Origin of the sequence: Actinomadura nitritigenes (assembly GCF_017573545.1) — a bacterium.
Lineage (GTDB): Bacteria > Actinomycetota > Actinomycetes > Streptosporangiales > Streptosporangiaceae > Spirillospora > Spirillospora nitritigenes.
Window position 1 is genome coordinate 1 of record NZ_JAGEOK010000025.1, and the last position, 25197, is coordinate 25197.

At 73.9% G+C, this 25197-nt stretch carries 26 protein-coding genes; 9 read left to right on the forward strand and 17 right to left on the reverse strand.

The window, feature by feature from the left end:
- The 3 genes from J4557_RS32810 to J4557_RS32820 all read right to left on the reverse strand — a co-directional run.
- Window positions 1-1753, reverse strand: a 1753-nt coding sequence (locus tag J4557_RS32810) for a SpoIIE family protein phosphatase (protein ID WP_208270660.1), incomplete at its 3' end; no start/stop codon positions are given.
- Between the two features lie 193 nt (window positions 1754-1946).
- Window positions 1947-2537, reverse strand: coding sequence for a TetR/AcrR family transcriptional regulator (locus J4557_RS32815; protein ID WP_208270661.1), 591 nt, complete (start codon window positions 2535-2537; stop codon window positions 1947-1949).
- Between the two features lie 15 nt (window positions 2538-2552).
- Complete coding sequence (locus J4557_RS32820) at window positions 2553-4118, reverse strand: MFS transporter (protein ID WP_307800345.1); 1566 nt, start codon at window positions 4116-4118, stop codon at window positions 2553-2555.
- A gap of 226 nt (window positions 4119-4344) precedes the next feature.
- Between J4557_RS32820 and panB the strand changes: the two genes are divergently transcribed.
- A complete protein-coding gene (panB, locus tag J4557_RS32825; RefSeq protein ID WP_208270662.1) occupies window positions 4345-5196 on the forward strand; it encodes a 3-methyl-2-oxobutanoate hydroxymethyltransferase in 852 nt (283 codons plus the stop codon).
- Between the two features lie 52 nt (window positions 5197-5248).
- Here panB and J4557_RS32830 read toward each other — a convergent pair whose 3' ends face one another.
- From J4557_RS32830 to npdG, 4 genes are all read right to left on the reverse strand, one after another.
- Window positions 5249-5980: a hypothetical protein gene (locus J4557_RS32830; RefSeq protein WP_208270663.1), complete on the reverse strand. Its 732-nt coding sequence runs from the start codon at window positions 5978-5980 to the stop codon at window positions 5249-5251.
- 10 nt (window positions 5981-5990) lie between these two features.
- Window positions 5991-6335 (reverse strand): hypothetical protein, encoded by a 345-nt coding sequence (locus tag J4557_RS32835; RefSeq protein WP_208270664.1) that lies wholly within the window; start codon window positions 6333-6335, stop codon window positions 5991-5993.
- Between the two features lie 240 nt (window positions 6336-6575).
- On the reverse strand, window positions 6576-7589 hold the full coding sequence (locus tag J4557_RS32840; protein ID WP_208270665.1) for an ABC transporter permease: 1014 nt from the start codon (window positions 7587-7589) through the stop codon (window positions 6576-6578).
- Window positions 7590-7869: 280 nt separating this feature from the next.
- Window positions 7870-8565, reverse strand: a complete 696-nt coding sequence (npdG, locus tag J4557_RS32845) for an NADPH-dependent F420 reductase (protein ID WP_208270666.1) — start codon at window positions 8563-8565, stop codon at window positions 7870-7872.
- A 122-nt stretch (window positions 8566-8687) separates the two neighbouring features.
- Here npdG and J4557_RS32850 point away from each other — a divergent pair, with 122 nt between their 5' ends.
- A complete protein-coding gene (locus J4557_RS32850) occupies window positions 8688-9254 on the forward strand; it encodes a hypothetical protein (RefSeq protein ID WP_243776735.1) in 567 nt (188 codons plus the stop codon).
- A gap of 28 nt (window positions 9255-9282) precedes the next feature.
- On the opposite strand, the gene J4557_RS32855 is transcribed toward J4557_RS32850, so the two are convergent.
- Window positions 9283-9462 carry a hypothetical protein gene (locus J4557_RS32855; protein WP_208270668.1) on the reverse strand — a complete coding sequence of 60 codons (180 nt, stop codon included), beginning with the start codon at window positions 9460-9462 and terminating at the stop codon, window positions 9283-9285.
- Between the two features lie 69 nt (window positions 9463-9531).
- Between J4557_RS32855 and map the strand changes: the two genes are divergently transcribed.
- The 3 genes from map to J4557_RS32870 all read left to right on the forward strand — a co-directional run bounded on the left by map (window position 9532) and on the right by J4557_RS32870 (window position 12253).
- Complete coding sequence (gene map / locus J4557_RS32860; protein ID WP_208270669.1) at window positions 9532-10383, forward strand: type I methionyl aminopeptidase; 852 nt, start codon at window positions 9532-9534, stop codon at window positions 10381-10383.
- A gap of 58 nt (window positions 10384-10441) precedes the next feature.
- Entirely contained in the window at window positions 10442-11131 is a 690-nt protein-coding gene (locus J4557_RS32865) for a ComEA family DNA-binding protein (protein ID WP_208270670.1), read from the forward strand.
- A gap of 81 nt (window positions 11132-11212) precedes the next feature.
- Window positions 11213-12253 carry a DNA polymerase ligase N-terminal domain-containing protein gene (locus J4557_RS32870; RefSeq protein ID WP_208270671.1) on the forward strand — a complete coding sequence of 347 codons (1041 nt, stop codon included), beginning with the start codon at window positions 11213-11215 and terminating at the stop codon, window positions 12251-12253.
- A gap of 57 nt (window positions 12254-12310) precedes the next feature.
- Here J4557_RS32870 and J4557_RS32875 read toward each other — a convergent pair whose 3' ends face one another.
- The gene (locus J4557_RS32875) at window positions 12311-12934 is read right to left on the reverse strand and encodes an NAD(P)-dependent oxidoreductase (RefSeq protein ID WP_208270672.1); all 624 of its coding nucleotides are present in this window, start codon (window positions 12932-12934) and stop codon (window positions 12311-12313) included.
- An 87-nt stretch (window positions 12935-13021) separates the two neighbouring features.
- Between J4557_RS32875 and J4557_RS32880 the strand changes: the two genes are divergently transcribed.
- Entirely contained in the window at window positions 13022-13372 is a 351-nt protein-coding gene (locus J4557_RS32880; protein ID WP_208270673.1) for a winged helix-turn-helix transcriptional regulator, read from the forward strand.
- A 211-nt stretch (window positions 13373-13583) separates the two neighbouring features.
- On the forward strand, window positions 13584-14300 hold the full coding sequence (locus tag J4557_RS32885) for a metal-dependent hydrolase (protein ID WP_208270674.1): 717 nt from the start codon (window positions 13584-13586) through the stop codon (window positions 14298-14300).
- On the opposite strand, the gene J4557_RS32890 is transcribed toward J4557_RS32885, so the two are convergent.
- The 3 genes from J4557_RS32890 to J4557_RS32900 are packed head-to-tail and all read right to left on the reverse strand — an operon-like array spanning window position 14301 to window position 16971.
- Window positions 14301-14819 carry a hypothetical protein gene (locus J4557_RS32890; RefSeq protein ID WP_208270675.1) on the reverse strand — a complete coding sequence of 173 codons (519 nt, stop codon included), beginning with the start codon at window positions 14817-14819 and terminating at the stop codon, window positions 14301-14303.
- On the reverse strand, window positions 14816-16303 hold the full coding sequence (locus tag J4557_RS32895; protein ID WP_208270676.1) for an ATP-binding protein: 1488 nt from the start codon (window positions 16301-16303) through the stop codon (window positions 14816-14818). Before J4557_RS32895 ends, J4557_RS32890 begins: the two co-directional genes overlap by 4 nt.
- A complete protein-coding gene (locus J4557_RS32900; protein ID WP_190864287.1) occupies window positions 16300-16971 on the reverse strand; it encodes a response regulator in 672 nt (223 codons plus the stop codon). The genes J4557_RS32895 and J4557_RS32900 overlap by 4 nt, the downstream gene beginning before the upstream one ends.
- Before the next feature lie 102 nt (window positions 16972-17073).
- Between J4557_RS32900 and J4557_RS32905 the strand changes: the two genes are divergently transcribed.
- The gene (locus J4557_RS32905; protein WP_208270677.1) at window positions 17074-19032 is read left to right on the forward strand and encodes a hypothetical protein; all 1959 of its coding nucleotides are present in this window, start codon (window positions 17074-17076) and stop codon (window positions 19030-19032) included.
- Here J4557_RS32905 and J4557_RS32910 read toward each other — a convergent pair.
- Together J4557_RS32910 and J4557_RS32915 are read right to left on the reverse strand one after the other, a co-directional pair.
- Window positions 19026-20123, reverse strand: coding sequence for a baeRF3 domain-containing protein (locus tag J4557_RS32910; protein WP_208270678.1), 1098 nt, complete (start codon window positions 20121-20123; stop codon window positions 19026-19028). The two genes, J4557_RS32905 and J4557_RS32910, sit on opposite strands and share 7 nt — an antisense overlap.
- Window positions 20124-20221: 98 nt before the next feature.
- Complete coding sequence (locus J4557_RS32915; RefSeq protein WP_208270679.1) at window positions 20222-20749, reverse strand: TetR/AcrR family transcriptional regulator; 528 nt, start codon at window positions 20747-20749, stop codon at window positions 20222-20224.
- 93 nt (window positions 20750-20842) lie between these two features.
- On the opposite strand from J4557_RS32915, the gene J4557_RS32920 reads away from it, so the two are divergent.
- On the forward strand, window positions 20843-21769 hold the full coding sequence (locus J4557_RS32920; RefSeq protein ID WP_208270680.1) for a TIGR03564 family F420-dependent LLM class oxidoreductase: 927 nt from the start codon (window positions 20843-20845) through the stop codon (window positions 21767-21769).
- Here J4557_RS32920 and J4557_RS32925 read toward each other — a convergent pair.
- The 3 genes from J4557_RS32925 to J4557_RS32935 all read right to left on the reverse strand — a co-directional run bounded on the left by J4557_RS32925 (window position 21741) and on the right by J4557_RS32935 (window position 25155).
- Window positions 21741-23462: a class I adenylate-forming enzyme family protein gene (locus J4557_RS32925; RefSeq protein WP_208270681.1), complete on the reverse strand. Its 1722-nt coding sequence runs from the start codon at window positions 23460-23462 to the stop codon at window positions 21741-21743. The two genes, J4557_RS32920 and J4557_RS32925, sit on opposite strands and share 29 nt — an antisense overlap.
- 80 nt (window positions 23463-23542) lie before the next feature.
- Window positions 23543-24481 carry a TIGR03621 family F420-dependent LLM class oxidoreductase gene (locus J4557_RS32930; RefSeq protein ID WP_208270682.1) on the reverse strand — a complete coding sequence of 313 codons (939 nt, stop codon included), beginning with the start codon at window positions 24479-24481 and terminating at the stop codon, window positions 23543-23545.
- A gap of 17 nt (window positions 24482-24498) precedes the next feature.
- Window positions 24499-25155, reverse strand: a complete 657-nt coding sequence (locus J4557_RS32935; RefSeq protein WP_208270683.1) for a response regulator — start codon at window positions 25153-25155, stop codon at window positions 24499-24501.
- Between the last annotated feature and the right edge of the window lie 42 nt (window positions 25156-25197).

The following is a 25197-nucleotide window of genomic DNA, read 5'->3' on the forward strand; positions in this document are numbered from 1 at the left end:
CCAGCCGGGTGCGGACGAGCCCGCGGGCGCGGCGGACGGCGGCGGGGTCGGCCGGCAGCGTCCAGGAGACGAACCGGTCCTCGGGGATGCGGCGCAGCCGGGCGATGAGGACGGCGATGTCGTCGCGGTGCTGGTCGGCGTAGACGCCGGCGAGGGTCGCCTTGGCGAGGTCCTCCATCGGGCGGTCGACGGCGCCGGGGCCGAAGATGCCCTTGAGGCGGGCGAGGCCGTCGTCGATGTCGCGGCCGCGGTTCTCGACCAGCCCGTCGGTGTAGATGACGAACAGGCTGCCGTCCTCGACGGTGAACTCGCGGCTCTCGATGGCGGCGCCGCCTGCGACGCCCAGCGGCGGCGCGGGCGGGACGGTCAGGTAGTCGCTGTCGCCGGACGGGCTCGCCAGCAGCGGCGGCAGGTGCCCGGCGGACGCGATCTCGATGGTGCCGGTGGTCGCGTCGTAGACCGCGTACACGCAGGTGGCGAAGTGCGGTTCCTGCTCGCCGAGCTCGATCATCAGCTCGTGCATGACGTGCAGGGCGTCGGCGGGCGGCAGTTCCAGGTTCGCGAGGGTGTGCAGGGCGGTGCGCAGCCGGCCCATGGTGACCGCGGCGCGCACGCCGTGCCCCGCGACGTCGCCGACGATGAGGGCGACGCGGGCGCCGGGCAGCGCGATCGACTCGTACCAGTCGCCGCCGACCTCGACGAGCTTGCTGCCGGGCAGGTAGCGGTGCCGGACCTCGACCGAGGACGGCGCGGACAGCCGCAGCGGCAGCAGGCTGCGCTGCAGCGCGAGCGCGGTGGAGCGCTCGCGGCTGAACTGCCGGGCGTTGTCGATGACGATGGCGGCGCGGGCGGCGAACTCCATGCCGATCTCGACGTCGTAGGCGTCGAACTTGCGGAAGCCCGGGATGCGGGTGCAGGCGATGAAGCCGAGCAGGGTGTCGCGGGCGATCATCGGGAGCAGCACCATGGAGACGCCGCTGAGCAGGTCGCCGGCGGGGCGGCGGCGCCACTTGCTGCCGATGTCGCCGGCCGCGGCGGCGTCGATGTGCGGCAGGTGGACGGGCTGGGCGGTCTCCATCACCTGGCGATAGGGGGTGCCCTCGGGGAACACCAGGACCTCGCCGACGGGGAACGTGGCGCCCCAGCCGGGGTTGCCGTCGTCGGAGGTGACGGCGATGCGGCGCAGCACCGCCGCGCCGGACTCGCTGTGCACCTCGTCGGCGGCGACGAGGCTCTCCAGCACCAGCACGGACGCGGCGTTGCAGTAGTGCGGGACGACGACGTCGACGAGGCCGCGGGCGGACTGGTCGAGGTCGAGGGACGCGCCGAACCGGGTGAGCTGGTCGTCCATCAGGGCGCGGCGCATCAGCGCCGGGTCCTGGTAGCGCTCGCTGGGCGGCAGCGGCACCCGCACGTACAGCAGGCCCGCGGGGCCGGCGCCGGCCTCGCCGCCGAGCATCGGCTGGGCGGTGACGACCGCGTCCGGGGACGGGCCGCCGTCGCCGCGCGGGACGGCGAGCACCGCGGTGCGCTCCTGGCCCGCGGCCAGGGCCTCCAGCAGCGTCTCGAGCTCGGCCTTGGCCTCGTCGGCGACGAGGTCGGCGGCCGCGCGGCCGATCAGCTCCTGCGGCGCGCGGCCGATGACGGACGCGCTGTTGGGTCCGCACTGGACGATCCGCCGTCCGCCGTCGATGCCCAGGACCAGGGTCCGGGACGCCGAATCGGTGGCGGGCGCATCGCCTCGCGGCGCCATGACGGATCTCACCTGACGCGCTCCAGACAGCCGGTCGTCTTAGCACTACCCAGCGACAGTATGGGGCATGACGCGTGATCGGCGGGAGAAGATCACGGTTACCGCGCCGAAAACCGTGCGGTATGCAGGTCCTCGGGCGTTATCTCCCAAGGAAATGGGCCTCCGCGGCTCCCGCCGGCCCCGCCGGATCCGGTCAGGACGGGGCGCCGATCCCGGTCAGCAGGAGGTCCACGACGGTCTCCGCGTAGCCCTCCGGGAAGGTCTCCTGCGGGGTCTTGGTGGACAGCGACCCGGTCAGCATCGAGATGCCCGCCTCGATGTCGAGGTCGGCGCGCAGCTCCCCCGTCTCGACGCCGCGGCGCAGCACCTCGCGGATGACGGCGCGGCGCGGCTCGATGACGTCCTGCTTGTAGCGGGCGTACAGCTCGGGGTACTTCTCGGCGCCGCCGACCACGTTCCAGAAGCAGCGCGAGTAGCGCTTCTTGCGCTCGGCGGCGAAGGTCCGCGCGATCTCGGTGAGGTCCTCGCGGACGGACGCGCCGGACGGCGCGGGCAGCTCGCCCTTCGCCGCGCCGAGCGCGCCCACGATCAGCGCCTCCTTGCTGGGCCAGCGCCGGTAGATCGTCGTCTTGCCGACGCCGGCCCGGGCGGCCACCGCCTCGATGGAGACGCCGGCCACCCCGGACTCCGCGGCGAGCAGGTCGAGGGTGGCCTCGATGATGGCCTTCTCGGCCCGCTCGCTGCGCGGACGTCCCGGCGCGCGGTTGGTCGTCGTGTCGTTCATCGCATGCTCACGTTCTCACACGTGTGCCTTCTCCGGTTCCGGAGCCGCCTGGTTCTCCGCGGCGGGAGCGGCGGCGGTGCGTCCGGGCATCCACTTCAGCACGACCAGGGCGCCGAGGAAGGACACGACGGCCGCGACGATCGACGCGGTGTGCATGGCGTGCACGAACGCGGTGTCGGCGGGGCCGATCAGGCCGTGGCCCGCGGCGCCCATCCGGGCGGCGACGGCGTGCGCGCCCTCGATGGACTCGCCGGCGGCCTGGCGCGCCCCGGCGGGCAGCGCGGCGAGCCGGTCGTGCAGGTCGCCGCGGTAGACGGACGCGACGACGGAGCCGAGGACGGCGACGCCCATCGCGACCGCGACCTGCCGGGCGACGTTGTTGACGGCCGATCCGGCGCCGGCCTTCTCGCGCGGCAGCGCGGACATGACCGACTCGGTCGCGGGCGGCATCACGTTGGCCATCCCGGCGCCCTGCACGAAGAAGATCACGCCGAGGATCCACATGGGCGTGTCGGTGCCGACGAACTGGTAGCTCGCCAGCGCGACGGTGACCAGCAGCAGCCCGGACGTGCAGACGGCCTTGGCGCCGAACCGGCGGACCATGCCCGCGCTGCGCGGGGAGAAGATCAGCTGGGCGGCCGCGAAGGGCAGCACCATCGCGCCGGACTCCAGCGCGCTGAGGCCCCGCACGGACTGCATGTAGAAGCTGGTGAAGAAGAACACGCCGGTCGCGGCGAAGAAGCACAGCGCGATGGACGCGACGGCGGCCGACATGCGGGCGTCCTTGAACAGCCGGACGTCGAACGCCGGCGAGGCGGTGCGGGCCTCGTGCCAGACGAACAGGGCGAGCACCGCGGCGCCGGCGAGGATCGGGCCGAGGGTGCTCAGGGTCAGCCATTCGCCCTTGTCACCGCCCTGGATGATGCCGTACGACACCACGACCAGGCCGACGACCGACAGCAGTACGCCGACCGGGTCGAGCCGTCCGGGGCTCGGGTTGCGCGACTCGGGCACGAGGAACGCGATCAGCGTGACGCCGGCGATGATGACCGGCACGTTGATGAGGAAGACCGAGCCCCACCAGAAGTGGGCGAGCAGCAGGCCGCCGGTGAGCGGGCCGATGGCGACGCCGAGGCCGACGGCGCCGGCCCAGATGCCGATGGCGCGGGCGCGCTCGTGCGGCTCGAAGACGTTGGAGATGATCGACAGCGTCTGCGGCATGATCGCGGCGCCGCCGAGGCCCATCAGGGCGCGGGCGTAGATGAGCTGGTCGGGCGACTGGGCGTAGGCCGAGGCCAGCGAGGCGAGGGCGAACACGGCCATGCCGCCCATCAGCACGCGCTTGCGGCCGATCCGGTCGCCGATGACGCCGAAGGTGAACAGCAGGCCGGCGAAGACCAGCGTGTAGGAGTTGATCGACCATTCGAGCTGGCTCTGGGTGGCGCCGAGGCCCTTGTCGGGGTCGGCGATGGTCTTGAGCGCGACGTTGAGGATGGTGTTGTCGAGCACCACCACCAGCAGGCTCACGGTCAGCACGCCGAGGATGTACCACCGGCGCCGCTGGACGGTCTGGGAGTCCACAGCGCTCCTTGGATCGTGACGGAGGGAATGCGATACGGGTACGTCTCGTTTCGTAAGGAGCGTACGCCGCGTTGCACCGATACGCAACCGTAGCGTTTCGTAATTTGTTCCGGCCCGGCGCCTGAAAGATCCGGGAATCTCGGGGACTACCCGAATCGTTTTCGAAGTGGCACCATCGGATCCGTCTGGGTACGCCACCGTGGCGCCTCAAGACCGGAGGTTCTCCATGTCTTCTTCTGTAGCGCCGCCCGCACAGCCGACCGCACTCTACGGCGGTACCGGCGGGCGAAGGGTCACCGTCCGCGACATCGCGGCCGCCAAGGAGCGGCACGAGAAGTGGCCGATGCTCACCGCCTACGACGCCCTCACCGCGCGGATCTTCGACGAGGCCGGCATCCCCGTCCTCCTCGTCGGCGACTCCGCCGCCATGGTCGTCTACGGCTACGACTCGACCATCCCGGTCACCGTCGACGACCTGATCCCCCTCGCCGCCGCCGTCGTCCGCGGCTCCAAGCGCGCGATGGTCGTCGCCGACCTGCCGTTCGGCTCGTACCAGACGGGCGTTCCCGAGGCCCTCGCCGCCGCCACCCGGTTCCTCAAGGAGACCGGCGCGCACGCGATCAAGGTGGAGGGCGGCCGCCGGATCCTCCCGCAGGTCGAGGCGATGGTCTCCGCCGGCATCCCCGTGATGGGCCACCTAGGCCTCACCCCGCAGTCCGTCAACGTCTTCGGCGGCTACCGGGTCCAGGGCCGCGGCCAGGCCGGCGAGGAGCTGATGGCCGACGCCAAGGCCCTCGAGGCGTCCGGCGCGTTCTCCGTCGTCCTGGAGTGCGTCCCCGAGGAGCTCGCCGCCCGCGTCACCTCGTCGCTGTCCATCCCCACCATCGGCATCGGCGGCGGCAACCAGACCGACGCGCAGGTGCTGGTCTGGCAGGACATGGCCGGCCTCACCCCGCACACCGCGAAGTTCGTGAAGAAGTTCGCCGACATCGGCACCGTGCTCGGCGACGCCGCGCGCAGCTACGCCGAAGAGGTCGTCAGCGGCGTCTACCCGGCCCCCGAGCACACCTACCACTGAGTGATGGCGGCGCCCTCGCCGCCAGGCCGTTAGACGGCGTCCCCGGCGGCGGTCACTGGTCCGGGTTCGAGCGGACCAGCTCGCCGCCGCCGGCCCGCGTCTCGCCGGCCTGGCCGTTGCGCGGCACCGGGACGGGCGGCGGCCCGGCCGCCATGATCTCGTCCCGGAGGGTGTCGACGGCGGAGCGCAGCACGTCCGGGCCCGCCACGTTCATCAGCAGCAGCCCCAGGTTGAGGGCCATCTGCCCGTCGGTCATCTCGCTGCCCGCGAGCGCGTCCACCGCGGTGCGCAGGTCCGCCTGGTCCTCGGCGGAGACGTTCTGCAGCAGGCCGAGGCAGTACGTCGGCAGCGCCAGCTTCGACTTGGCGAACGAGACCCCGCGCATGATCTCCCCCGCCTCCTGCGCGCGGGTCTTCGCCTGCATCCGGTCGACGCCCCGGTCCGCGGCGGCCAGCAGCGAGGTCAGCAGCGTGCTCGGCCCGACCGCGACGTCCTCGTCCCCCACCCGGACGGTGAACACCGCGCTGCGGAACACCATCATCGAGCCGAGGCTCGCGACCAGCACCTGCGTCGCCGCGGCCACGTCCGGCGACGCCACCCCGAACCGCCAGCCGAAGGTGTGCAGGAGCAGCAGCGACCCCGCGCCCGCTCCCCCGTTGATCAGCACGTACGCCCAGGTGCTCGGCACCCGGACCAGCGTGGTGGGGCGGTCCCGGTAGCGGCTGACCAGCTCGGCGACGCCGACCAGGCAGCTCAGCGAGACCGCGACGAGGTATCCGGCCATCCGGTCCCGATCACCGCCCGGTCAGCCGGACGACCTCGTCGATCTCCCGCTCGATCGAGACCAGTCCCCGGTCGCGCAGCCGCTCCACGGCGCCCGCCACCTCCAGCAGCCCGAGCCCGGTCGCGTGCCGGATCTCCGCCAGCGACAGCGGCCCGTCCGCCGCCCGCAGGTGGTCGAGCACCCGGCCGTAGGCGTCGCCGCCGCCGGCCTCGCCCGCCCCGCCCGCGTCACCGCGCGCGTGCGGCGCCCCGGGGGCGTCCGGCGCGGCCGGTGCCGCGGGCGCCCCGGGCCCGGCGGGCCGGCCGGGCGGGGCCAGGAACGCGCTCCACGGGTCCGCGGACCGGATCTGCCTCATCTTCACCTGCCCTGTCGCATGCCGATCATAGGCGCCGCCGGAGCCGGCGCGGCGGGACCGCCGCCACATCGCCCACGGCGGGCGCCGCCGTGCGCCGCGCCCGCCCGTCTCGTCCATGCCCCAACGTCAGCACTTGGACGCGCCGCGGTCGGCTACCGCTCCCGCCATTGTCGCCTTCCTGGCCGGAACGCGCCACGCCGATCCCCCGGCGGCCGCGCCCGCACCGCCGCCCCGGGGCCGTCACCCGAGCCGCACCCGCGGGTCGATGACGGCGTAGAGCAGGTCGACGGCCAGGTTGAACACCACGACCGAGACTGCGGTGATCAGCGTGACGCCGAGGACCATGGGCAGGTCGCCGCTCTGGATGGAGGTGATCGCGAGCTCGCCGAGGCCGGGGATGCTGAAGGTGTTCTCGGTCAGCACCGCCCCGCCCAGCAGGAGGCCGAGGTCGAGGCCGAACACGGTCACGATCGGCGTCATGCAGGCCCGCAGCGCGTGCTTGGTGACGACGACCGCCTCCGGCAGCCCCTTGACGCGGGCGGTGCGGATGAAGTCCTCGCTCATCGTCTCGAGCATCCCCGCCCTGGTGAGCCGCGCGTACATGGCCGCGTAGAGGAAGGCGAGCGTCACCCAGGGCAGCACCAGCGCCCGGAACCACATCCCGGGGTCGGCGGTCAGCGGCCGGTAGCTGCCGCCTCCGGGGAGGATCCTCCAGGTGTAGGAGAACAGGGCGAGCGAGACCAGGCCGGTGAAGTAGATCGGCAGCGACACCCCGCCGAGCGCGATGATCATCGTCGCGCGGTCCCATAACGAGCCCTTGCGCAGCGCCGACACCACACCGGTGACGATGCCGCCGGCGAGCCAGAGGAACGCGGCGCCCACCGCCAGCGACGCGGTCGCGGGCGCGCGGTCGAGGAGCGTCCCGAGCACCGGCTGGCTGCTGCGGAACGAGTAGCCGAGGCACGGCGCCGGGCAGTGGTCGGTGACCGGGCCCGCGTCGTAGTCCCGGCCGACCGCGATCGCCTTCAGGTAGTGCCAGTACTGGACGAGGACCGGCTGGTCGAGGCCGAGCCGCTGCTTCGTCGCCTCGATCGCCTGGACGGTCGACGCCCGCCCGGCGTAGGACGCGGCGATCTGGTCGGTGGTCTGCCCCGCCAGCTTCGGCAGCCAGAAGAACGTGCCGAACGTCACCAGGGTGACCAGCAGCAGCATGACGGCGGCGCTCATGAAGCGCCGGACGATGTAAGCGAGCACGGTCTTCCACCCCGTCGGCCCGCCGGACGGTCCCGGCCGTTCGCCCGACCGGCGCGCGTGGTCACGAGGGCCGGTCCCTCGGCGGCCCGTCACCGGCAGACTAACCGCGTGGTCCCGCGGGGGCCTTGGTCGGAAGTCCCCAAGAAAACGGCGGGGCGTTGGCCGGAAATGTCATCGCGCATGCTCACGCGCGGGCTCGCTCCCCGCGCCCCGGAAGCGAGTCCCGCGCGGAACGGAACGACGCCCGCCACTCCGCCGGCGCCCCCGCTCCGGGCGCCCGTCAGACGTCGGTGATGCGGAGCCCCGCGTGCGCCTTGTAGCGGCGGTTCATCGAGATGAGGTTCGCGGTGAACGCCTCGACCTGCCCGGCGTTGTGCAGCCGCCCGCCGTAGACGCCGCGCATGCCGGGGATGCGTCCGGCGAGCGCCTGCACCAGGTCCGTCGCCTCGCGGTCGTTGCCGAGGACGAGGACGTCCAGCTCCATCTCGTCCACCTCGGGGTCGAGCAGCAGCTTCGCGGACACGTGGTGGAACGCCGCGACGACCCGGCTGCCGGTCAGCACGGCGGCGGCCTGCTCGGCGGCGCTGCCCTCCTCGACCGGGAGCGCGAACGCGCCCTTGCCCTTCTCGAAGCCCAGCGGGTTCACGCAGTCCACGACGATCTTGCCGGCGAGCGCCTCGCGCAGCGACTCCAGCAGCGCCTTGTGCCCCTCCCACGGCACCGCGACGACCACCACGTCGGCGCCGCTCGCGGCGGCCTCGTTCTCCGCGCCCGACACGGGCAGGTCCGCGCCCAGGTCGTCGGCGGCCTGCTGCGCGCGCTCCACCTTCCGCGACCCGATGACCACCCGGTGGCCGGCCAGCGCGAACCGGCGCGCCAGGCCCTTGCCCTGGTCCCCGGTGCCGCCGAGGATGCCGATGGTGAGGCCGCTGACGTCGGGGAGGTCGTGGGGAGTCCTCTGCTGCTGCTCAGTCATGCGGCCGAGTCTGCCAGGCGGCCCTCCGGCCGCTTCGCGTCGCCCTCCCGGCTCGGGCGAAACCGGCGTGCCGCCGGCGTCCGGTGCGGCACCATGGACCGGTGGACGCCGAGCAGATCGTGATGTTGCGCGAGGTGCTGTCCGCCACCGGCTGGCTGGAGCGCACCCAGGACTTCGGACGCGCCCTGCGGGTCACCTCCCGCACCCCCGGCGGGCTGCTGCTGGTCGGCACGCCCGGCGGCGACCCGTGGCACCTCGCCGCGCACCTGGACGACGAGTCGCGGCTCGGCGACGCCCCGGGCCTCGCGCCCACCCTGGTGCGCTGGTCGCCGCCGCCGGACGCGCCGCCCCATCTGAGCGTCGGGCTGTCGCGGCTGGAGGAGGCGCGGCGCGGCGAGACGCTGTTCGTCGTCGCCGAGGACGAGGCGCCCGTCCCGCTGCTGGAGCGGGTCGACGACGCGCGCCGCGTCGGCGCCACGATCCTCGCGCTGGACGGCGGCGACCGCGAGCTGGAGGGCCTGGCGCACGAGGCGCTGACCGTCCCGGCGGGCGAGGCGCTGCTGTCGTTCGACGGCGCGCAGCACCTGGTGAGCGCCGCGGCGGGCCAGGAGCCCGCGCGCGGCGCCCGCGGCCTGCGCCACCGCCTCGCCAGGCTGCTCGAGGCGGTGACCGGCCCGACCGTCGACTAGCCCGCCGCCGGTCCTCCCCGGCGTCCCGCTAGTCCTCCCCGTCGTCCCTGCGCCACGCCTCGTTGCGCTCGCGGGCCAGCGCCAGCGCGCCGGCCGCCGCGCTCTCGGTCGGGTACGGGCCCATCCGGTCCTTGTTCGGGCAGCCGGGCCCGTGCTCGACCTTCATGTGCTTCAGGCAGAACCACCAGTCACCGTCGTCACCGGCCATCGGCGCTCCTTCCGATCGTGGCTCGCGCGGGATTCGTTGCCGCGATGCCGCTGACTACACTCCATCACTATGACGACCCAGCTTCTCCGTCCCGGCAACATCTCTCCCATGCGGAAGGTACCGGCGCAGATCCCGCGGCCGGAGTACGTGGGGAAGAAGCGCCCGAAGACCGGCGAGCCGGACGTCAAGACACCCGAGACCATCGAACGGATGCGCGTCGCCGGCAAGATCGCGGCACAGGCGCTGGAGGAGGTCGGCAAGCACGTCCGGCCGGGCGTCACCACCGACGAGCTGGACCGCATCGGGCACGAGTTCATGCTCGACCACGGCGCCTACCCGTCCACCCTCGGCTACCGGGGGTTCCCGAAGTCGCTGTGCACCTCGATCAACGAGGTGATCTGCCACGGCATCCCCGACGACACCGTGCTGCGCGACGGCGACATCGTCAACGTCGACATCACCGCGTTCATCGGCGGCGTGCACGGCGACACCGACGCGACGTTCCTCTGCGGCGACGTGGACGAGGAGTCGCGGCTGCTGGTGGAGCGCACCCGCGAGGCGACGATGCGGGGCATCAGGGCGGTCAAGCCGGGGCGCGCGCTGAACGTGATCGGGCGGGTCATCGAGTCCTACGCCAAGCGGTTCGGGTACGGGGTCGTCCGCGACTTCACCGGGCACGGCATCGGCACCACGTTCCACTCGGGCCTGGTCGTCCCGCACTACGACGACCCGAACGCCACGACGCTCATCGAGCCGGGCATGACGTTCACCGTCGAGCCGATGCTGACCCTCGGCAGCCACGACTACGACATCTGGGACGACGGCTGGACCGTCGTCACCAAGGACCGCAGGCGCACCGCGCAGTTCGAGCACACGCTGCTGGTGACCGAGGACGGCCACGAGATCCTCACCCTCCCGTGACCCCTTCGTCGACCTAGCGTCCCCTTCAGCCAGCGACCCGGCCGGGAGAATGCGCCTGATGAACGCGCCAGCGCCGTACGAGCCGAGGGTTCCGTCCGACAGCATGCCTCCCGGGCGGGCCGCGCTGAGCGTGACCTGGGCGGCGCTGCCGTTCCTGACGCTCGGGTACGCGACGCCCTTCACGTTCGCGGCGGCGGCCCTGTGGCGGCGCAGCGCGCACCTGCTGGTGTCGTCGGCGGTGTACATCGGCGTGTTCGCGCTGATGCTGTACCTGCTGCCGGACATCGGGAAGCAGGACGGCACGCAGCAGGCGGTGGGGGTGCTGCTGTTCGTCCTCGCGGTGGTGGGGTGCGGGCACGCGTTCCTCATCCGGCGCCGGGTGTTCGACCCGCACGGGCTGGCGGGCATCGACAACGAGGCCGTCGTGGAGCGGGTGCGGCGGCAGCGGCTGCTGCGCGAGAAGGCGCGGGAGCTGGCGGCGAGCGACCCGGGCCTCGCCAAGGAGCTGCGGATCGGCCGCCCCGACCTGACGCGCCAGTACCAGGACGGCGGCCTGGTCGACGTCAACCACGCCCCGGCGGAGGCGCTGACGCTGCTGCCCGGCATCACCCCGGAGCTCGCGGCGCGGATCGAGCGGGTGCGGGCGGAGGCCGGCGGGTTCGTGTCCGCCGAGGAGATGTCGGCGGTGGCGGGCCTGCCGCCGCAGCTGACCGGCGACCTCGCCGACTACACCGTCTTCATCCGTTAGCGGCCGTCCTCGTCCGCTGGCGGGCGTCATCGTCCCCCTGCGGGGCCGTCTCGATCCGCTGATCGCGGGTATGTGGCGGGCGTGACGGAGAAGAAGGGCGGCGGGGACGCGCGGAAAGGCGGCGACCGCCTCGCCGAGTACCGCGGCAGACGCGACCCCCGGAAGACGCCCGAGCCCGTACCCGAGGAGGAGGCCCTCCCGCACGGCGACGACGACACGTTCGTCGTCCAGGAGCACCACGCCTCCAGCCTGCGCTGGGACCTGCGGTTCGAGCGGGACGGCGTGCTGGTCTCCTGGGCCGTGCCGAAGGGCCTGCCGTGGAGCCCGAAGACGAACCACCTGGCCGTCCACACCGAGGACCATCCGCTGGAGTACGCGACGTTCGAGGGCGACATCCCGCAGGACGAGTACGGCGGCGGCAAGGTGACGATCTGGGACCGCGGGACGTACGAGACGGAGAAGTGGTCCGAGCGCGAGGTGAAGGTCGTCATCCACGGCTCGCGGGTGTCGGGCCGGTACGTGCTGTTCAAGACGCGCGGCGAGAACTGGATGATCCACCGGATGGACCCGCCCGCGGACCCGGACGCCGAGCCGCTGCCGGAGGCGCTGCGCCCGATGCGGCCGGTCCGGAAGACCCGGCTGCCGCGCGACCAGGACGCGTGGGGGTTCGAGTTCGCGTGGGGCGGCCGGCGGCTGCTCGCGTACGTGGAGGGCGGCCGGACGCGGTTCACCGACGGCCGGGGGCGCCCCGTGGACGGTCCCGCCGGGCTCGGCTCGCGGCTCGGTGAGCGGCTCGGCGCGCGCCCGGCGGTGCTGGACGGCGCGCTGGCCGTGCTGGACGGCCGCGAGACCTACATGATCTTCGATGTGCCGCATCTGGACGGCCGGCCGCTGCTGGACGTCCCGTACCGCGAGCGCCGCGCCAGGCTCGACGGGCTGGACCTGTCGGGCCCGGCGTGGCAGACGGCGCCGTGGTACCCGGGCGACGGCGACGCGGTGCGGGAGACCGCGGCCGCCCAGGGCCTGCCCGGCGTCCTCGCGAAGCGGCTGGACTCGCCGTACGAGCCGGGCGAGGAGTCCGACGCCTGGCGCCTGATCGAGGCGCCCTCGCGTAAGCGCTGACCGGCCGCGGGCTCAGTAGCCGACGGCTCGGTAGGCCGCGGCTCAGTAGGCGACGGCTCAGTAGGCGACGGTGATGCGGCGGCCGATCGCGTCGTTGTTCTCCAGCTCGTCGACGAGCGCGACGGCGTAGTCCTCCGCGCTGATGCGGCTGTTGCCGTCGGCATCACTGAGGAGCTGGTCGCCGCCCAGCCGGAACGTGCCGGTGCGCTCGCCGGGCTCGATGAGCGCGGCGGGCGAGATGAAGGTCCAGTCCAGGTCGCCGGCCTCGGCCCGGATGACGCCGAGCTGCGCGGCCGCGGCGAGCGCCTCGTTCTTGTAGACGTCGGGGAAGCCGGGGGTGTCCACGAGCCGGACCCCGGGCGCGACCTCCAGGCTTCCGGCGCCGCCGACCACGACCAGGCGGCGGACACCGGCCCGCCGCAGGGCGTCGAGGACGCCGCGGGTGGTGGCCAGCAGCGGTCCCTCGGTCTCCGAACCGTCCCGGGGCGGCGGGACGGTCAGCACGACGGCGTCGTGCCCCTCGGCCAGCCCGGCGATCGCGGCGGCGTCGGCCGCCTCGGCCTTGGCCGTCCCCTCGTTCCCGCTCCGGGTGACGCCGGTGACCTCGTGGCCGCGCTCGCGCGCCTCGCCGGCGATCCGCCGGCCGATCATTCCGGTCGCGCCGATCAACAGGATCCTCATGTCGTCCTCCTCCGTGTCCGTGCCGACCATGAAGGTATCCATCGGATACTGGTTACTTCAACGTGCTATTGGTACCCTCTGGAAACCATGAGAGGCGACGCGTTCGATCCCGAGTGCCCGACCCGGCTCATCCTCGACCGGATCGGCGACAAGTGGTCGGTGCTGGTCGTGCTGAGCCTCACCGGCGGACCGCTCCGCTTCACCGAGCTGCGCCGTCTGATCGGCGGCGTCACCCCCAAGGTCCTTACCCAGACGCTGCGCACGATGGAACGCGACGGCCTGGTCACCCGGCAGGTGTTCGCCGAGGTCCCGCCCCGCGTCGAGTACGCGCTGACCCCGCTGGGGCTGTCACTGCACAAGCCGATCCAGGCGATCACCGAGTGGGCCGAGGAGAACGTCGAGGCCGTCGTCGCCGCCCGCACCGCCCACGACGCCTGACCGTGCGCAGCGCCCACGACGCCTGACCGTGCGCCGGCCGTGCGGGCGCCTTCTCCCCCATCCTGCCGCCGTGGAACCGCCCCGGCGCTATCCGCATCAAAGGGACGTGGCATCCGCTTCGGCGCGCCGCCGCTGAAAACGATCAGTAGCGGGCTAGAGTCCCGCCCTGAACCGGGCGGCGGACGGTGCGCGGAAGGCGGGGGAACTGCCCATGATGGGGAAGACGCACGCGCTGAGCGGCGCGCTGGCGTGGCTGGCCGCGGTGCCGGTGCTCGGCCAGGAGAAGCTGCTCGGCGAGTACGCGGTGTCGCTGTCGCCCGAGCAGGTCGCGGCGGGCGCGGTGGTGTGCGCGGGCGCGGCGATCCTGCCCGACATCGACCATCACAACGGACGCATCGCCAACACCTACGGTCCCATCACGCACCACATGTGCAAGTGGATCGGGAAGGTGTCGGGCGGGCACCGGCACGCCACCCACTCGATCCTGTTCGCGGTCGGCATCGGCTGGGCGATGGACACCCTGGCCACCCACTACGTGTACGCGTGGTGGGCCTGCCTGTTCATGATCGTCGGACTGGGCCTGCGCGGCGTCGGCCTCGACTTCGAGGGCCGCGAGCCGCAGTCCGCGCTCGCCGACTGCGCGCTGGCGCTGATCGCCGTCTGGCTGATGCACAAGATCGACATGAGCTTCGTGGGGTTCGCGGTCACCCTCGGCTGCCTGGCGCACGTGGCCGGGGACTGCCTGACACCGCGCGGCTGCCCGGTGTTCTGGCCGCTGCCCTGGCGGATCGAGGTGCCGGTGGTCCCCCGCACGAACGGCAAGGTCGAGCACTGGGTCGTCGGGCCGGTGCTGATGCTCGGCATCGCGATCCTGGCGATCCGGTCGGTGCTCGGCGACGTCGCCACCCGCTGGCTCACCAAGGGCTGATCAGCGCAGGTCGGCGAAGTCGGCGCAGTCGACGAGCCCCCATCCGTACTCGTCGGGGTCCGGTCCGCTCCAGAGCTTCACCTGCTCGACCCCCGGAATGGACGCGGCGGTGCAGGCGATCTGGCCCAGCGCGACGCGCGACCAGCTCACCCGCCGGTGCGGCACGCCTTCCTGCAGGTCGACGATCAGGACGGAGGGATCGTCGACGATCCTGCCCTCCAGCGGGACGCGCACCTCGCTGTACAGGCCGACCCTTCCCTCCACCGAGGTGACCGGGACGCCGAGCTGCGCGATCGCCAGGTACGGGTGGCCCGGCAGCCCGGGACGGACGACCGGGCGGATGCCGCCGCCCTTCACGAGGTAGACCGTGATGGTGGAGGCCCGTCCCTGGGCGACCGGCATGCTGCCCGCGCTGAGCACGCCCGTCGGCCGGACGCCGCAGCCCGCCGACACCACGGCCGCCGTCACGGCGGCCGCCGCGGCGAGGGCCCGGACCGCCCGTCCCCGTCGCCTGATCATCCGTCCTCCCCGCACTCGTCCCGGTCCTCCTCGTCCGCCTGCCGGACGGGCAGCCAGAGCGTGAACACCGCTCCCCCGTCCGGCCCGTTGGCGGCCTCCAGCGCGCCGCCGTGCAGGACGGCGTTCTCCTTCGCGATCGACAGTCCCAGGCCGCTGCCCTCGCTGCGGGAGCGGGCCGCCTCCGCCTTCACGAACCGGTCGAAGACCACGGGGAGCAGGTCGTCCGGGATGCCGGGCCCGCGGTCGGCGACGGTGATCGCCAGGCCCGGCTCGCCGTCGCGCCGCTCCGGCCCGAAGCGCAGCGTGACCGGCGGGCCGCCGTGCTTCAGCGCGTTGCCGACCAGGTTCGCGACGATGACGTCGAGCCGCCGCGGATCCGCCCGGACGAACAGGTCGGCCGGGCCCTCCACCGCCACCCGGCCCGGCCAGCCGCGCGCCGACAGCGTGCCGGCGACCGCCTCCGCCACGTTCACGTCGTCCAGGACGAGCGCGGCGGCGCCCGCGTCGAACCGGCTGATCTCGATCAGGTGCTCGACCAGCCCGCCGAGCCGGCGGGTCTCCTCGGCGACCAGCCGCGCCGCGCCGCCGTCGTCGCCCGCCTCCTCGGCCAGCACGTCGGTCATCGCGATCATCGAGGTCAGCGGCGTGCGCAGCTCGTGCGAGACGTCCGCGACGAACCGGCGGGACGCCGCCTCCATCGCGCGCAGCTCCGTCACGGTCCGCTCCAGCGCGGCGGCGGCGTGGTTGTAGGTGCGGGCGAGGTCGGCGAGCTCGTCGTGCCCGCGCACCCGGACCCGGGTCGCCAGCCGCCCGTCGCCGAGCGCGCGGGCGGCCGCGCCGAGCCGGCGCACCGGCCGCAGCACCCCGCGGGTCGCGAGGAGGGCGAGCAGCAGCGCCGCGAGCAGCGCGGCGGCGTCGGCGACGATGAGCGCCCGGGTGAGCGAGCGCAGGTCCGCCGCCTCCCGGGACAGGCTCACCGAGACGAACACCATCGGCGGCGTGGTCCGCTGCGGCTCGTCCGCCGTCGTGGTGTAGCCGGTGGCGCGGGCGCCGACCAGCAGGTAGGGATGCCCCTCCAGACCGGGACGGGACTTGACCACGATCCGCTGGAAGACCATGCCGTGCGTCGCCCTGCGCGCGAACTCGCTGCTGACCGGCACGTCCAGCGCGCCGGCCGGGGGCTCCGGGGCGCTCCCGTCGAGCGGCACCGGCACGGCGACCACCGAGCGCCCGGGAGCCGCGAGCGTCTGCTCCACCTGGTCGGCGATCAGGAGCTCGGTGTCGGGCGGCATCTGCTGCGGGATCTGCTGGGCCAGCGTGTCGCGGATCTGGGTCAGCACCGCGTCCTGCGTGCGCTGCAGCATCACCCGCCGCAGCAGGACGTACGAGATGCCGGACGCGAGCACCGACGCCAGCAGCGCCACCACCGTGAACGCCGCGACGAGCCGGACCCGCAGCCCGGTGAACCGGCGCAGCGTCGTCACGGCGCGGTGAACCGGTAGCCGAAGCCGCGCACCGTCTCGATCAGCCGCGGCTCCCCGGGCTCGTCCTCGATCTTGGCGCGGACCCGCTGCACGCAGGCGTCGACCAGCCGCGAGTCGCCCGGATAGGTGTGCTCCCACACCTCGGCCAGCAGGTGCTGGCGGGTCAGCGCCTGACCGGGCCGCCGGGACAGCTCCAGCAGCAGCCGCAGCTCCGTCGGGGTGAGGCGGACATCGGTCCCCGCCTTGGTGACCTTCAGCGACGCGCGGTCGATGACGAGGTCGCCGTAGGCGGAGATGTCGGCGCGGGTCTCGGCGCGGCGCAGCACCGCCCGGATCCGCGCGTCCAGCACCCGCGGCTCGACCGGCTTCACCACGTAGTCGTCGGCGCCCGCCTCCAGGCCGAGGACGACGTCCAGGTCGTCGCCGCGCGCGGTGAGCAGGATCACCGGCAGCGGGTCGCCGCGGCGGATCCGCCGGCACACCTCGATGCCGTCGATGCCGGGCAGCATCACGTCGAGGATCGCGATCTCCGGGCGGCGGGCGCGCAGCGCCTCCAGGCCGTCCTCCCCGGTGGCGCGGGACGTCACGCGGTGCCCCTGGCGGGTCAGCGCCAGCTCCAGCGCGGTCCGCGCCGACGGATCGTCCTCCACGAAGAGAATGCTCGCCACCCGGACATTATTGGGCTCGCCGGTCACTCCGCCCCACTCATGTCACAAGATCCGGACATTCCGCCGACGGGACGGTGACGTCCGGCCCGGACCGTGGGGCCCATGACGCTCGAGATCGTTCCGGTCCTGCGGCCCGCCCCGGACGCTCCCCCGCGCACCCGGCGCCGCCGGGCCGTGCCGTGGCTGCTCGCCGCCGGATTCGCCGCGCAGGTCTGCGTCCGGCTGTGGTTCGCCCGCGCGCGCACTGGCCCCGTCGCCAACCCCGACGAGACCGGTTACCTGCTCGCCGCGCGCCTGCTGTCCGGCGGGCACGGCGGCGACATGTCCGGGAGCACCTTCTACCAGGGCGGATACCCGGCACTGCTGGTCCCCGCGTACTGGTTCTCGCACGACCCGGTCACCGTCTACACGATCGCCCTCGCCATCAACGCGGTCGTCGGCGCGGCCCTGTTCCCCCTCGGATACGTCGCCGCCCGCCGGTTCGGCCTGTCCCGCCGCACCGCGCTCCCCCTCGCCTGGGGCGCCGCGCTGCTGCCCGCCACCACGTTCTTCGGCGAGTTCGTCCTCGCCGACGCCGTCCTGCCCACGATCGTCCTCGCGTGGCTGTGTTTGTTGCAGCGCCCTTGGCGTCAGGCCCTGGAGGGCCTTCCTTCAACGGGCGCTGCGTGCGATGGCTGCATCGCTCCGGCTCGCCTGGGGGCTCGCTGCGCGATCAGGTTCTCGCAGGCTCGAACCTGGCTTCGCTCGCGATCGCGACGGTTCGGGTCGTCGCGTGGCCGGGGCTACGGGCTGGGGCCTGGCGATCAGGTCGCGTCCCGGGGTGCGCTGCGCTCTTGGCTTTCGCGGGAGCGGGTCGCAGTGGTTCGGGACGCGGGGGCGGCCGGTGCGGTCGCGGCGTTCGCGGCGGCGGTCCACAGCAGAGGCGAGGTCGTGCTCGCCGTCCATGTCGTGACGCTGGCGGCTCTCACGGTCGCCGGCGCCGTCCGCAGGCGCGGGGCCGTCGTCGCCGCAGGAGCCGCGGGGCTCGCGGTGACCGCGGGCGGTTACGCGGTGGCCGCGGCCGTCAACGGGCACGTCCGCGCCGAGCTGTACCCCGGCGGGGTGCTCGACCTCGCGGGGAACCTCGGGGAGCGGTTCACCACGGGCGCCGGGCAGGGGTGGGCGCTGTCCGGGGCGGCCGGGCAGATCTGGTACCTGGCCGTCTCCACGTGGGGGCTCGGCGGGGTCGGCCTGGCCGCCGTCGCCGCCGTGCTGCTGCGCCGCCGGTCGCTTCCGGCGGACCGGGTCATGGCGGGCGTGCTTCTCGCCGTGACGTTCGCGATCGCGTACGCGTCATCCGCGGCGCTCCCCGACGAGCACCGCGTGGGCAACTACGCGTACGGGCGGTACCTGTCATGCGTGGCGCTGGTGTACGCGCTGGCGGGTGCGGCGGCGCTGCTGCGCGCCGGCCTGCGCAGCGCGATGGGCCTGGTGGCGGCCGCCGCCGCCATCGTCGGCGCGGCGGGGCTGTGGGTGCGCCTCTACGCGGGCGAGCGGCTCCACACCTACAAGTTCATCGGGTTCGACTTCCCCGAGACGTCGTTCCTGACGGGCGACCGCGGTGCGCTGCACCTGACGGCCGCCTCGCTCGCCGCACTCGGCCTGCTGTGCGGATTCCTCGCGCTGGGCCGGGTCCCCCGGGCGGGGGCGGCCGTGGCGGCCTGCGCCCTGGCGGTGACGAACCTGGCCGCGCTCGCCTTCCTGTTCGGGACGCACCCGGACCGCGTCCGGCCCGCGCCGCCGCTGCCGGGCGCGCCGAAGGGCGGTGTCGTCGCGGACGCGTCGGTCGGATGGGAGGTCCGGACCATGCTCGTCCATCCGGTGTGGTGGACGAGGATCGGCCGCATCGACGTCCGCCGCGACCGGCCCGCGACCGGCGTGTGCACGGTCCTGGTGCAGACGCCGGACGGGACGTCCCCGGAGGCCTCGTGGCCCGCGCACCCGGCGGGCTGGCTCCCGCACGCGAACCGGTCGTGGTCGATCCGCTGGGTCGCCTGGCACGACCCGTCCTGCGATCAGTAGCGGGTCACCAGCGCGATGCGGCCGTGGTCGACCAGGAAGCCGTCGGAGACGAACGTCACCTCGCCGCCGTACTCCAGGGCCGTCTCGATGACGTCGTCCACGACGTCGTCGACGACGTCCGCGCCCTTGAGGACGCCCGGCATGCCGTCGACCGGGACGAGCTCGCCGTCGGTCCGCACGGCGGGCGCGTAGTAGCCGCGCTCGACGACGAGGTGCTCGCCGCGGCCCTCCTCGACCAGCCGGGCGACCTCGGGGAGCCCGCCGGCGTAGCGCTGGATGCTGCGCGCCGCCTCCAGTTCGGCGAGCATCCCGACCTCCCGGAGGTCCTCGTAGGCGTGCAGGGCGGGACGGGCGGCCTCGATGAGGGTGCTCGGCGCGGCGCCCTCGTAGCTGCCGTCGACGCGCCCGGCGGGCCGGATGTGGGAGCCGGCGGCCTCGTCGAAGAAGGCCTGGTGGCGGGTGACGCCGGCGACGATGACGGGGCGGCGGTCGCGGGCGAGGACGCGGTCGAGGGCGGCGACGACCTCGCGGGCGGCCCGCCGGTGCGGTTCCTCCTCGCTGTCGCGGGCGCTGCGCCGCGCCATCCTGCCCGCGTCGATCTCCTCGGCGGGCTCCGGGGCGATCGGGAACCCGTCGCGGGCGTGCTCGGCCAGGTCCTCGCCCTGCCCGCTCCAGAGCCGGATGCGCTGGTCCGACAGCGACAGCAGCCAGTAGCGGGGCGAGCGGGTGTAGGCGGCGACGAGGTCGCGGGTGGCGAACCCGGTGTCGACGACGACGCGCTCGTCCACCGGCTGGGAGATCGCGAACGCGTGGTGCTCGCCGTCGGGCGCCGCGAACAGCACCAGGCCGTCGGAGGCGTGCCGCAGGTCGATCTCGGCGGCGGCCCGCTCCAGCGCGTGCACCACGTGGTCGGCGGTGCCGCCGGTCACCCGGACGTCGTCGTGCAGCCGGCGGCGGGCCTCGGCGAGCAGGTTGCGGAGCCTGATCGGGTCCTGGCGGTTGCCGGGCGCGGACCGGTGCGTCGGCATCAGCACCGAGACGGCCGGGTAGGGGCGGGGCTTGCGCAGGTCGGACAGGGTCGAAGCGTCCATGATCCCCCGATCATCGCCTCTTGCGTCTGTTGTCTCTTTTGTAGCTACTCGCAGGTAAATGAGGCGTAAGCGGCGATTGAGGATCCGGCGCGGGCCGGTCACGGGCGGGCGCGCAGGCCGTCCAGCACGACGCGGGTGACCGGGTCGCCCGCGCGGGCGCCGGGGCGGCAGACGGCCATGCTGATGATCTCGACCACCTCCGCGGGGCCGATGTCGCCGCGGACGGCGCCCTCCTCCTGCGCCTCGCCGGCCAGCCTCTCCAGCAGGGCGTCGACCTCCGCCTGGAGCTCCAGCCGCTCGGGCGGCGCGGGACCGTCCCCGGCGAGCGACTTGATCAGCGCGAACGGCTCGCCGGCGCAGTGCTCCACGGCCAGCGCCAGGACGTCCCAGCGCGGCACGTCCCGCTCCCGGACCTCGGCGATCCGGTCGCGGAACCGGACCAGCGCGGACACGGCGATCTCCTCGACGAGCGCGCGCCGGTCCGGGAAGTGCCGGTACAGCGTGCCCACGCCGAGTCCGGCCGCGCGCGCGATGTCGTCCATGCTCACCGCGCATCCCCGTGCCGCGAACAGGTCCAGCGCGGACGCGACGATGCGCTCGCGGTTGCGGCGGGCGTCGGCTCGCACCGTCTCCTCCTCCAGCCAAGCGGAACTTCGGGTTCAGGTTACTCTGTCCCCGTAAGCAGAAGCGGAACATCAGGTTCAGGTTAGGAGCGGTCCATGCGCATCGGAATGTTCGCCCTCGCCGCGGGGGCGCCGCTGGACGACGTCGTCGCCCGGGCCCGCCTGGCGCGCGACGCGGGGCTCGACAGCGTCTTCTTCGGCCAGGTCCCGTCCTGGGACGCCCTCATGGCCGCCGCCCTGGCCGGACGGGAGGCCCCCGGCCTGGAGGTCGGCACCGCGATCGTCCCGACCTGGCCCCGGCACCCCCTCGCCCTGGCGAGCCAGGCCCTCACCGCGCAGGCGATGGCGGGCGGGCGCTTCACGCTCGGCATCGGGCCGAGCCATCCGCCGGTCATCGAGGGCGGGCACGGCATCGCCTACGAGCGGCCCGCGCGGCACGTCCGCGAGTACCTGTCGGCGCTGCGCCCGCTGCTGCGCGGCGAGGACGTCGAGTACCGCGGCGAGACGCTGACCGCGGTGGGCGCGGTGGACGCGCCCGGGGCGACCCCGCCGTCGGTGATCCTCTCCGCGCTCGGGCCGGCGATGCTCCGGGTCGCCGGCGAGTTCGCCGACGGGACCGTGACGACCTGGACCGGCGCCGCCGCGATCGCCGACCACATCGTGCCGTCGATCACCCGGGCCGCCGAGGCCGCCGGGCGGCCCGCACCGCGCGTGCTGGCGGGCGTCGTCGTCGCGCTCACCACCGACCCCGACGGCGTCCGCCGGGAGCTGGCCGAGCAGTTCGCCGCCGCGTCGCGCTTCCCCGGCTACCGGGCGATCCTCGACCGGCAGGGGCTGTCCGGCGTGCACGAGACGGTCGTCGCGGGCGACGAGGCGGCGGTGGAGCGGGAGCTGCGCCGCTTCGCCGACGCCGGCGCGACCGACCTGCTGATCAGCCCGCACGGCGACGCGGCGCCGGTCCTGGAGCTCGCCGCGTCGCTGCGCCGGCCGCCCGTCACAGCGACGCGCGCAACTCCCGCTTGAGGACCTTGCCGGCCGCGGACACCGGGATCTCGTCCACGAACCGGACCTCGCGGAGCCTCTTGTAGTGCACGACGGCGGCGTTGACGTGCTCCAGCAGCTCGTCCGCGGTCACCTCGCCGGAGCGGACGACGAACGCGGTCGGCAGCTCCCCCGCCTTCGGGTCGGGGCGGCCGACCACGGCGGCGCCCGCGACGGCGGGGTGGGCGAGCAGCTTCTCCTCCAGCTCGCGCGGGTACACGTTGTAGCCGTTGTAGAGCAGCATGTCCTTCTTGCGGTCGACGATGGACAGGTAGCCGTCCTCGTCGAGCACGCCGACGTCGCCCGTGCGCAGCCAGCCGTCGGGGCTCAGCACCGCCCCGGTCTCCTCCGGCCGGTTCAGGTAGCCGGTCATGACCTGCGGGCCGTGCACGCACACCTCGCCCTCCGCGCCGGGCGGCAGCGCGGGGGTCGACTCGTCCACGGACGGGGCGTCCGCCGCGACGATCTTCACCCGGGCGTCCGGGACCGGGACCCCGACCGTGCCGGTCCTGCGCACGCCCGACCGGTGCGTGGGGTTCGCGGTGGCGCCCATCGTCACCTCGCTGAGCCCGTACGCCTCGACGACCACCGCGTCCGGGAAGGCGGCGCCCAGCCGCGCGATCATCTCGTGCGACAGCGGCGCGGCGCCCGACCGGACGCCGCGCACGGGCGACAGGTCGCGCTCGGCGAACGACGGGTGGGCCAGCAGCGCGGAGAACATCGCGGGCGCGCCGCCGAGCGCGGTGGCGCGGAACCGCTCCATGTCGGCCAGGAACGCCGGGACGTCCAGGCGCGGGTGGCTCACGATCGTCGTCCCGGTCATGAACTGGGAGTTCAGGTAGCCGACCGTGCCCATCGCGTGGAACCAGGGCGCGACGCTGACGATGACGCCCTCGCCGAGCGGCGTCGAGTACTCCCCCTCCGGAGCGGCCGAGCGGAGCGTCAGCCCGCCGTGGCCGTCGAGTTCGGGCACCGACCCCGTCCCGGAGCAGGCGAACTGCAGCGTGTTCACCACGACGTTGCGGTGCGGGAGCATCACGCCCTTCGAGCGGCCGGTCGTCCCGCCGGTGTAGGCGATGTGCGCCAGGTCGCGGCGGGCGTCGATCCCGACCTCGGGGAACTCGTCCGGGCGCCCCTCGCCGACCTCCTCGAACGCGACGCCGCAGCCGGCGAACGCGCCGTCGCACAGGCCGGTCACGTCCGCCGGGCCGCCGCCCGAGCCCGCGACCACCACCGTGCGGACCTTCGTCCGCCCGAGGACCTGCGCGACCGGCCCCGCGAGCAGGTCGAGGGTGACGACCACCACCGCGCCGCAGTCGGCGAGCTGGAAGGCCAGCTCGTCCGGTGGCAGCAGCGGGTTGCAGGGGGAGAACGTGGCGCCCGCCAGCAGCGTCCCGTAGTAGGCGATCGCGAACTGCGGCACGTTCGGCAGGTGCAGCGCGACGACGTCGCCGCGGCCGACGCCCCGCTCGATCAGGCCGTGCGCGAACCGGGCCGACGCGCGCGCCAGGCCGGCGAAGGACAGGTCGCGCCCGGCGTGGTGCAGGGCCGTCCGGTCGCCCCAGCGCCGCGCGGCGCCCGCGAGGATCGCGCCGACCGGGACGTCCGGGTAGTCGAGCGAATGCGGCACACCGGCGAACCAGTGCGGGGTGGTCTCGGAAGACGTCGCGCCCATCGCCGTCCCTTTCCAGAGGCTCGTTCTAGAATCTCGTTCACACACTCTAGGAGAGGGACCGGGCGCCCCGGTGCGGCGGGTCAGCGCAGCCGCTCGATCACCGGGCCGAACTCGTCCAGGAACGGACCGTGCACCGTCACGTAGGAGAAGCCGAACCGCTCGCGCCGCTCCCGCAGCTGCCCGGCGATCTGCTCGTGCGTGCCGATGAGCGCGAACGGCGTGTCCAGCACCTCCTCGACGCTCATGTACGGGAGGCGGGCGTCCCGGATCCGCTCGGCCGCGGCCCGCCGGTCCGGGGTGACCTCGACGTGCTGGACGAGCACGTTCCACTCGATCGCCCCGGCCCGGTCCCCCGCGTGCGCGCGGGCGAACGCGACCCGCTCGGCCGCCTGCGCGGCCGTCCCCATCCGGAACGTCCCCGGCGGCGCGCCCTCGACCTGGTACGTCCCCGCGATCCCCACGATGTCGGCGTGCTCGGCGGCGGCCCGCAGCACCGTGTCGCCGGTGCCGCCGACCAGCAGCGGCGGGCCGGAGCCGCCGAACCCCGAACGCTGCACCGGCGCGAGGTCGGCGAGCCCGAAGTGCTCGGCCACCGGCCTGCGCTCGGCGTAGCCCGGCCCGCCGAACAGCCGCCCGAGCTCCTCGATCAGCGCCGTCATCCGCTCGGCGCGGGCGGCGAACGGCTCCCACGCGATCCCCGCCGCGTCGAACTCCCACTTCATGTGCCCCGCGCCGAGACCGATTTCGACCCGCCCGCCGGTGAGCCGGTCGGCGGTCGCGATCTCGCGGGCCAGCAGGTGCGCGTTCCAGAAGGCGGCGTTCAGCACCAGCGTGCCGACCCGCAGCCGCTCGGTCGCGTCCGCCGCCGCGACCATCGTCGGGAACGGCGCCGGCGAGCCGAGGTGGTCGGGGACCTGCGCCACGTCGTAGCCGTACCGCTCGCCCCGCCGGCACCGCTCGACGAAGTCCCCGGGAGAGGCGATGTCGAAGAAGTTGAACCCGAACCGGAAGTCCCTCATGTGGCGATCATGCCCGGTCAGCCCGGAGTGATGAAGCCCGTCTCGTAGGCGAGGATGACCGCCTGCGTCCGGTCCCGCGCCTGGAGCTTGGCGAGGATGTTCCCGACGTGCGTCTTCACCGTCTGCGGGCTCACGAACAGCTCCCCGGCGATCTCGGCGTTGGAGCGGCCCTTCGCCACCAGGCGCAGCACGTCCGCCTCCCGCTCGGTCAGCTCGCCGTGCCAGCGCGCCGCCCGCCCGCCGGCCGGCGACGGCCCGTGCGCGGCGGCCAGCTCCCGGATCGCGGCCGGGAACAGCAGGGTGTCGCCGTGCGCGACCATCCGGACCGCCTGCAGGATCTCCTCCGGCCGCGTCCGCTTGAGCAGGAAGCCGTTCGCGCCGGCCTTCAGCGCGTCGTAGACGTACTCGTCGTTCTCGAACGTCGTCACGACGATGATCTTCGGGGGCTCCCGGACGGTGTCCAGGATGTGGCGGGTCGCCTGGATCCCGTCGAGCCGCGGCATCCGCACGTCCATCAGGATCACGTCCGGGCGGAGCCGCGCCACCGCGTCCGGCACCTCCGCGCCGTCGGACGCCTCGCCGACCACGGCCAGGTCCTCCTCGGCGTTGATGATCGCCGCCAGTCCCGCCCTGATCAGCCGCTCGTCGTCGACCAGCAGCACCTTGATCGTCATGTCCCGGACCCTCTCACGAAGCACCGTCCTCCCGTGGAACAC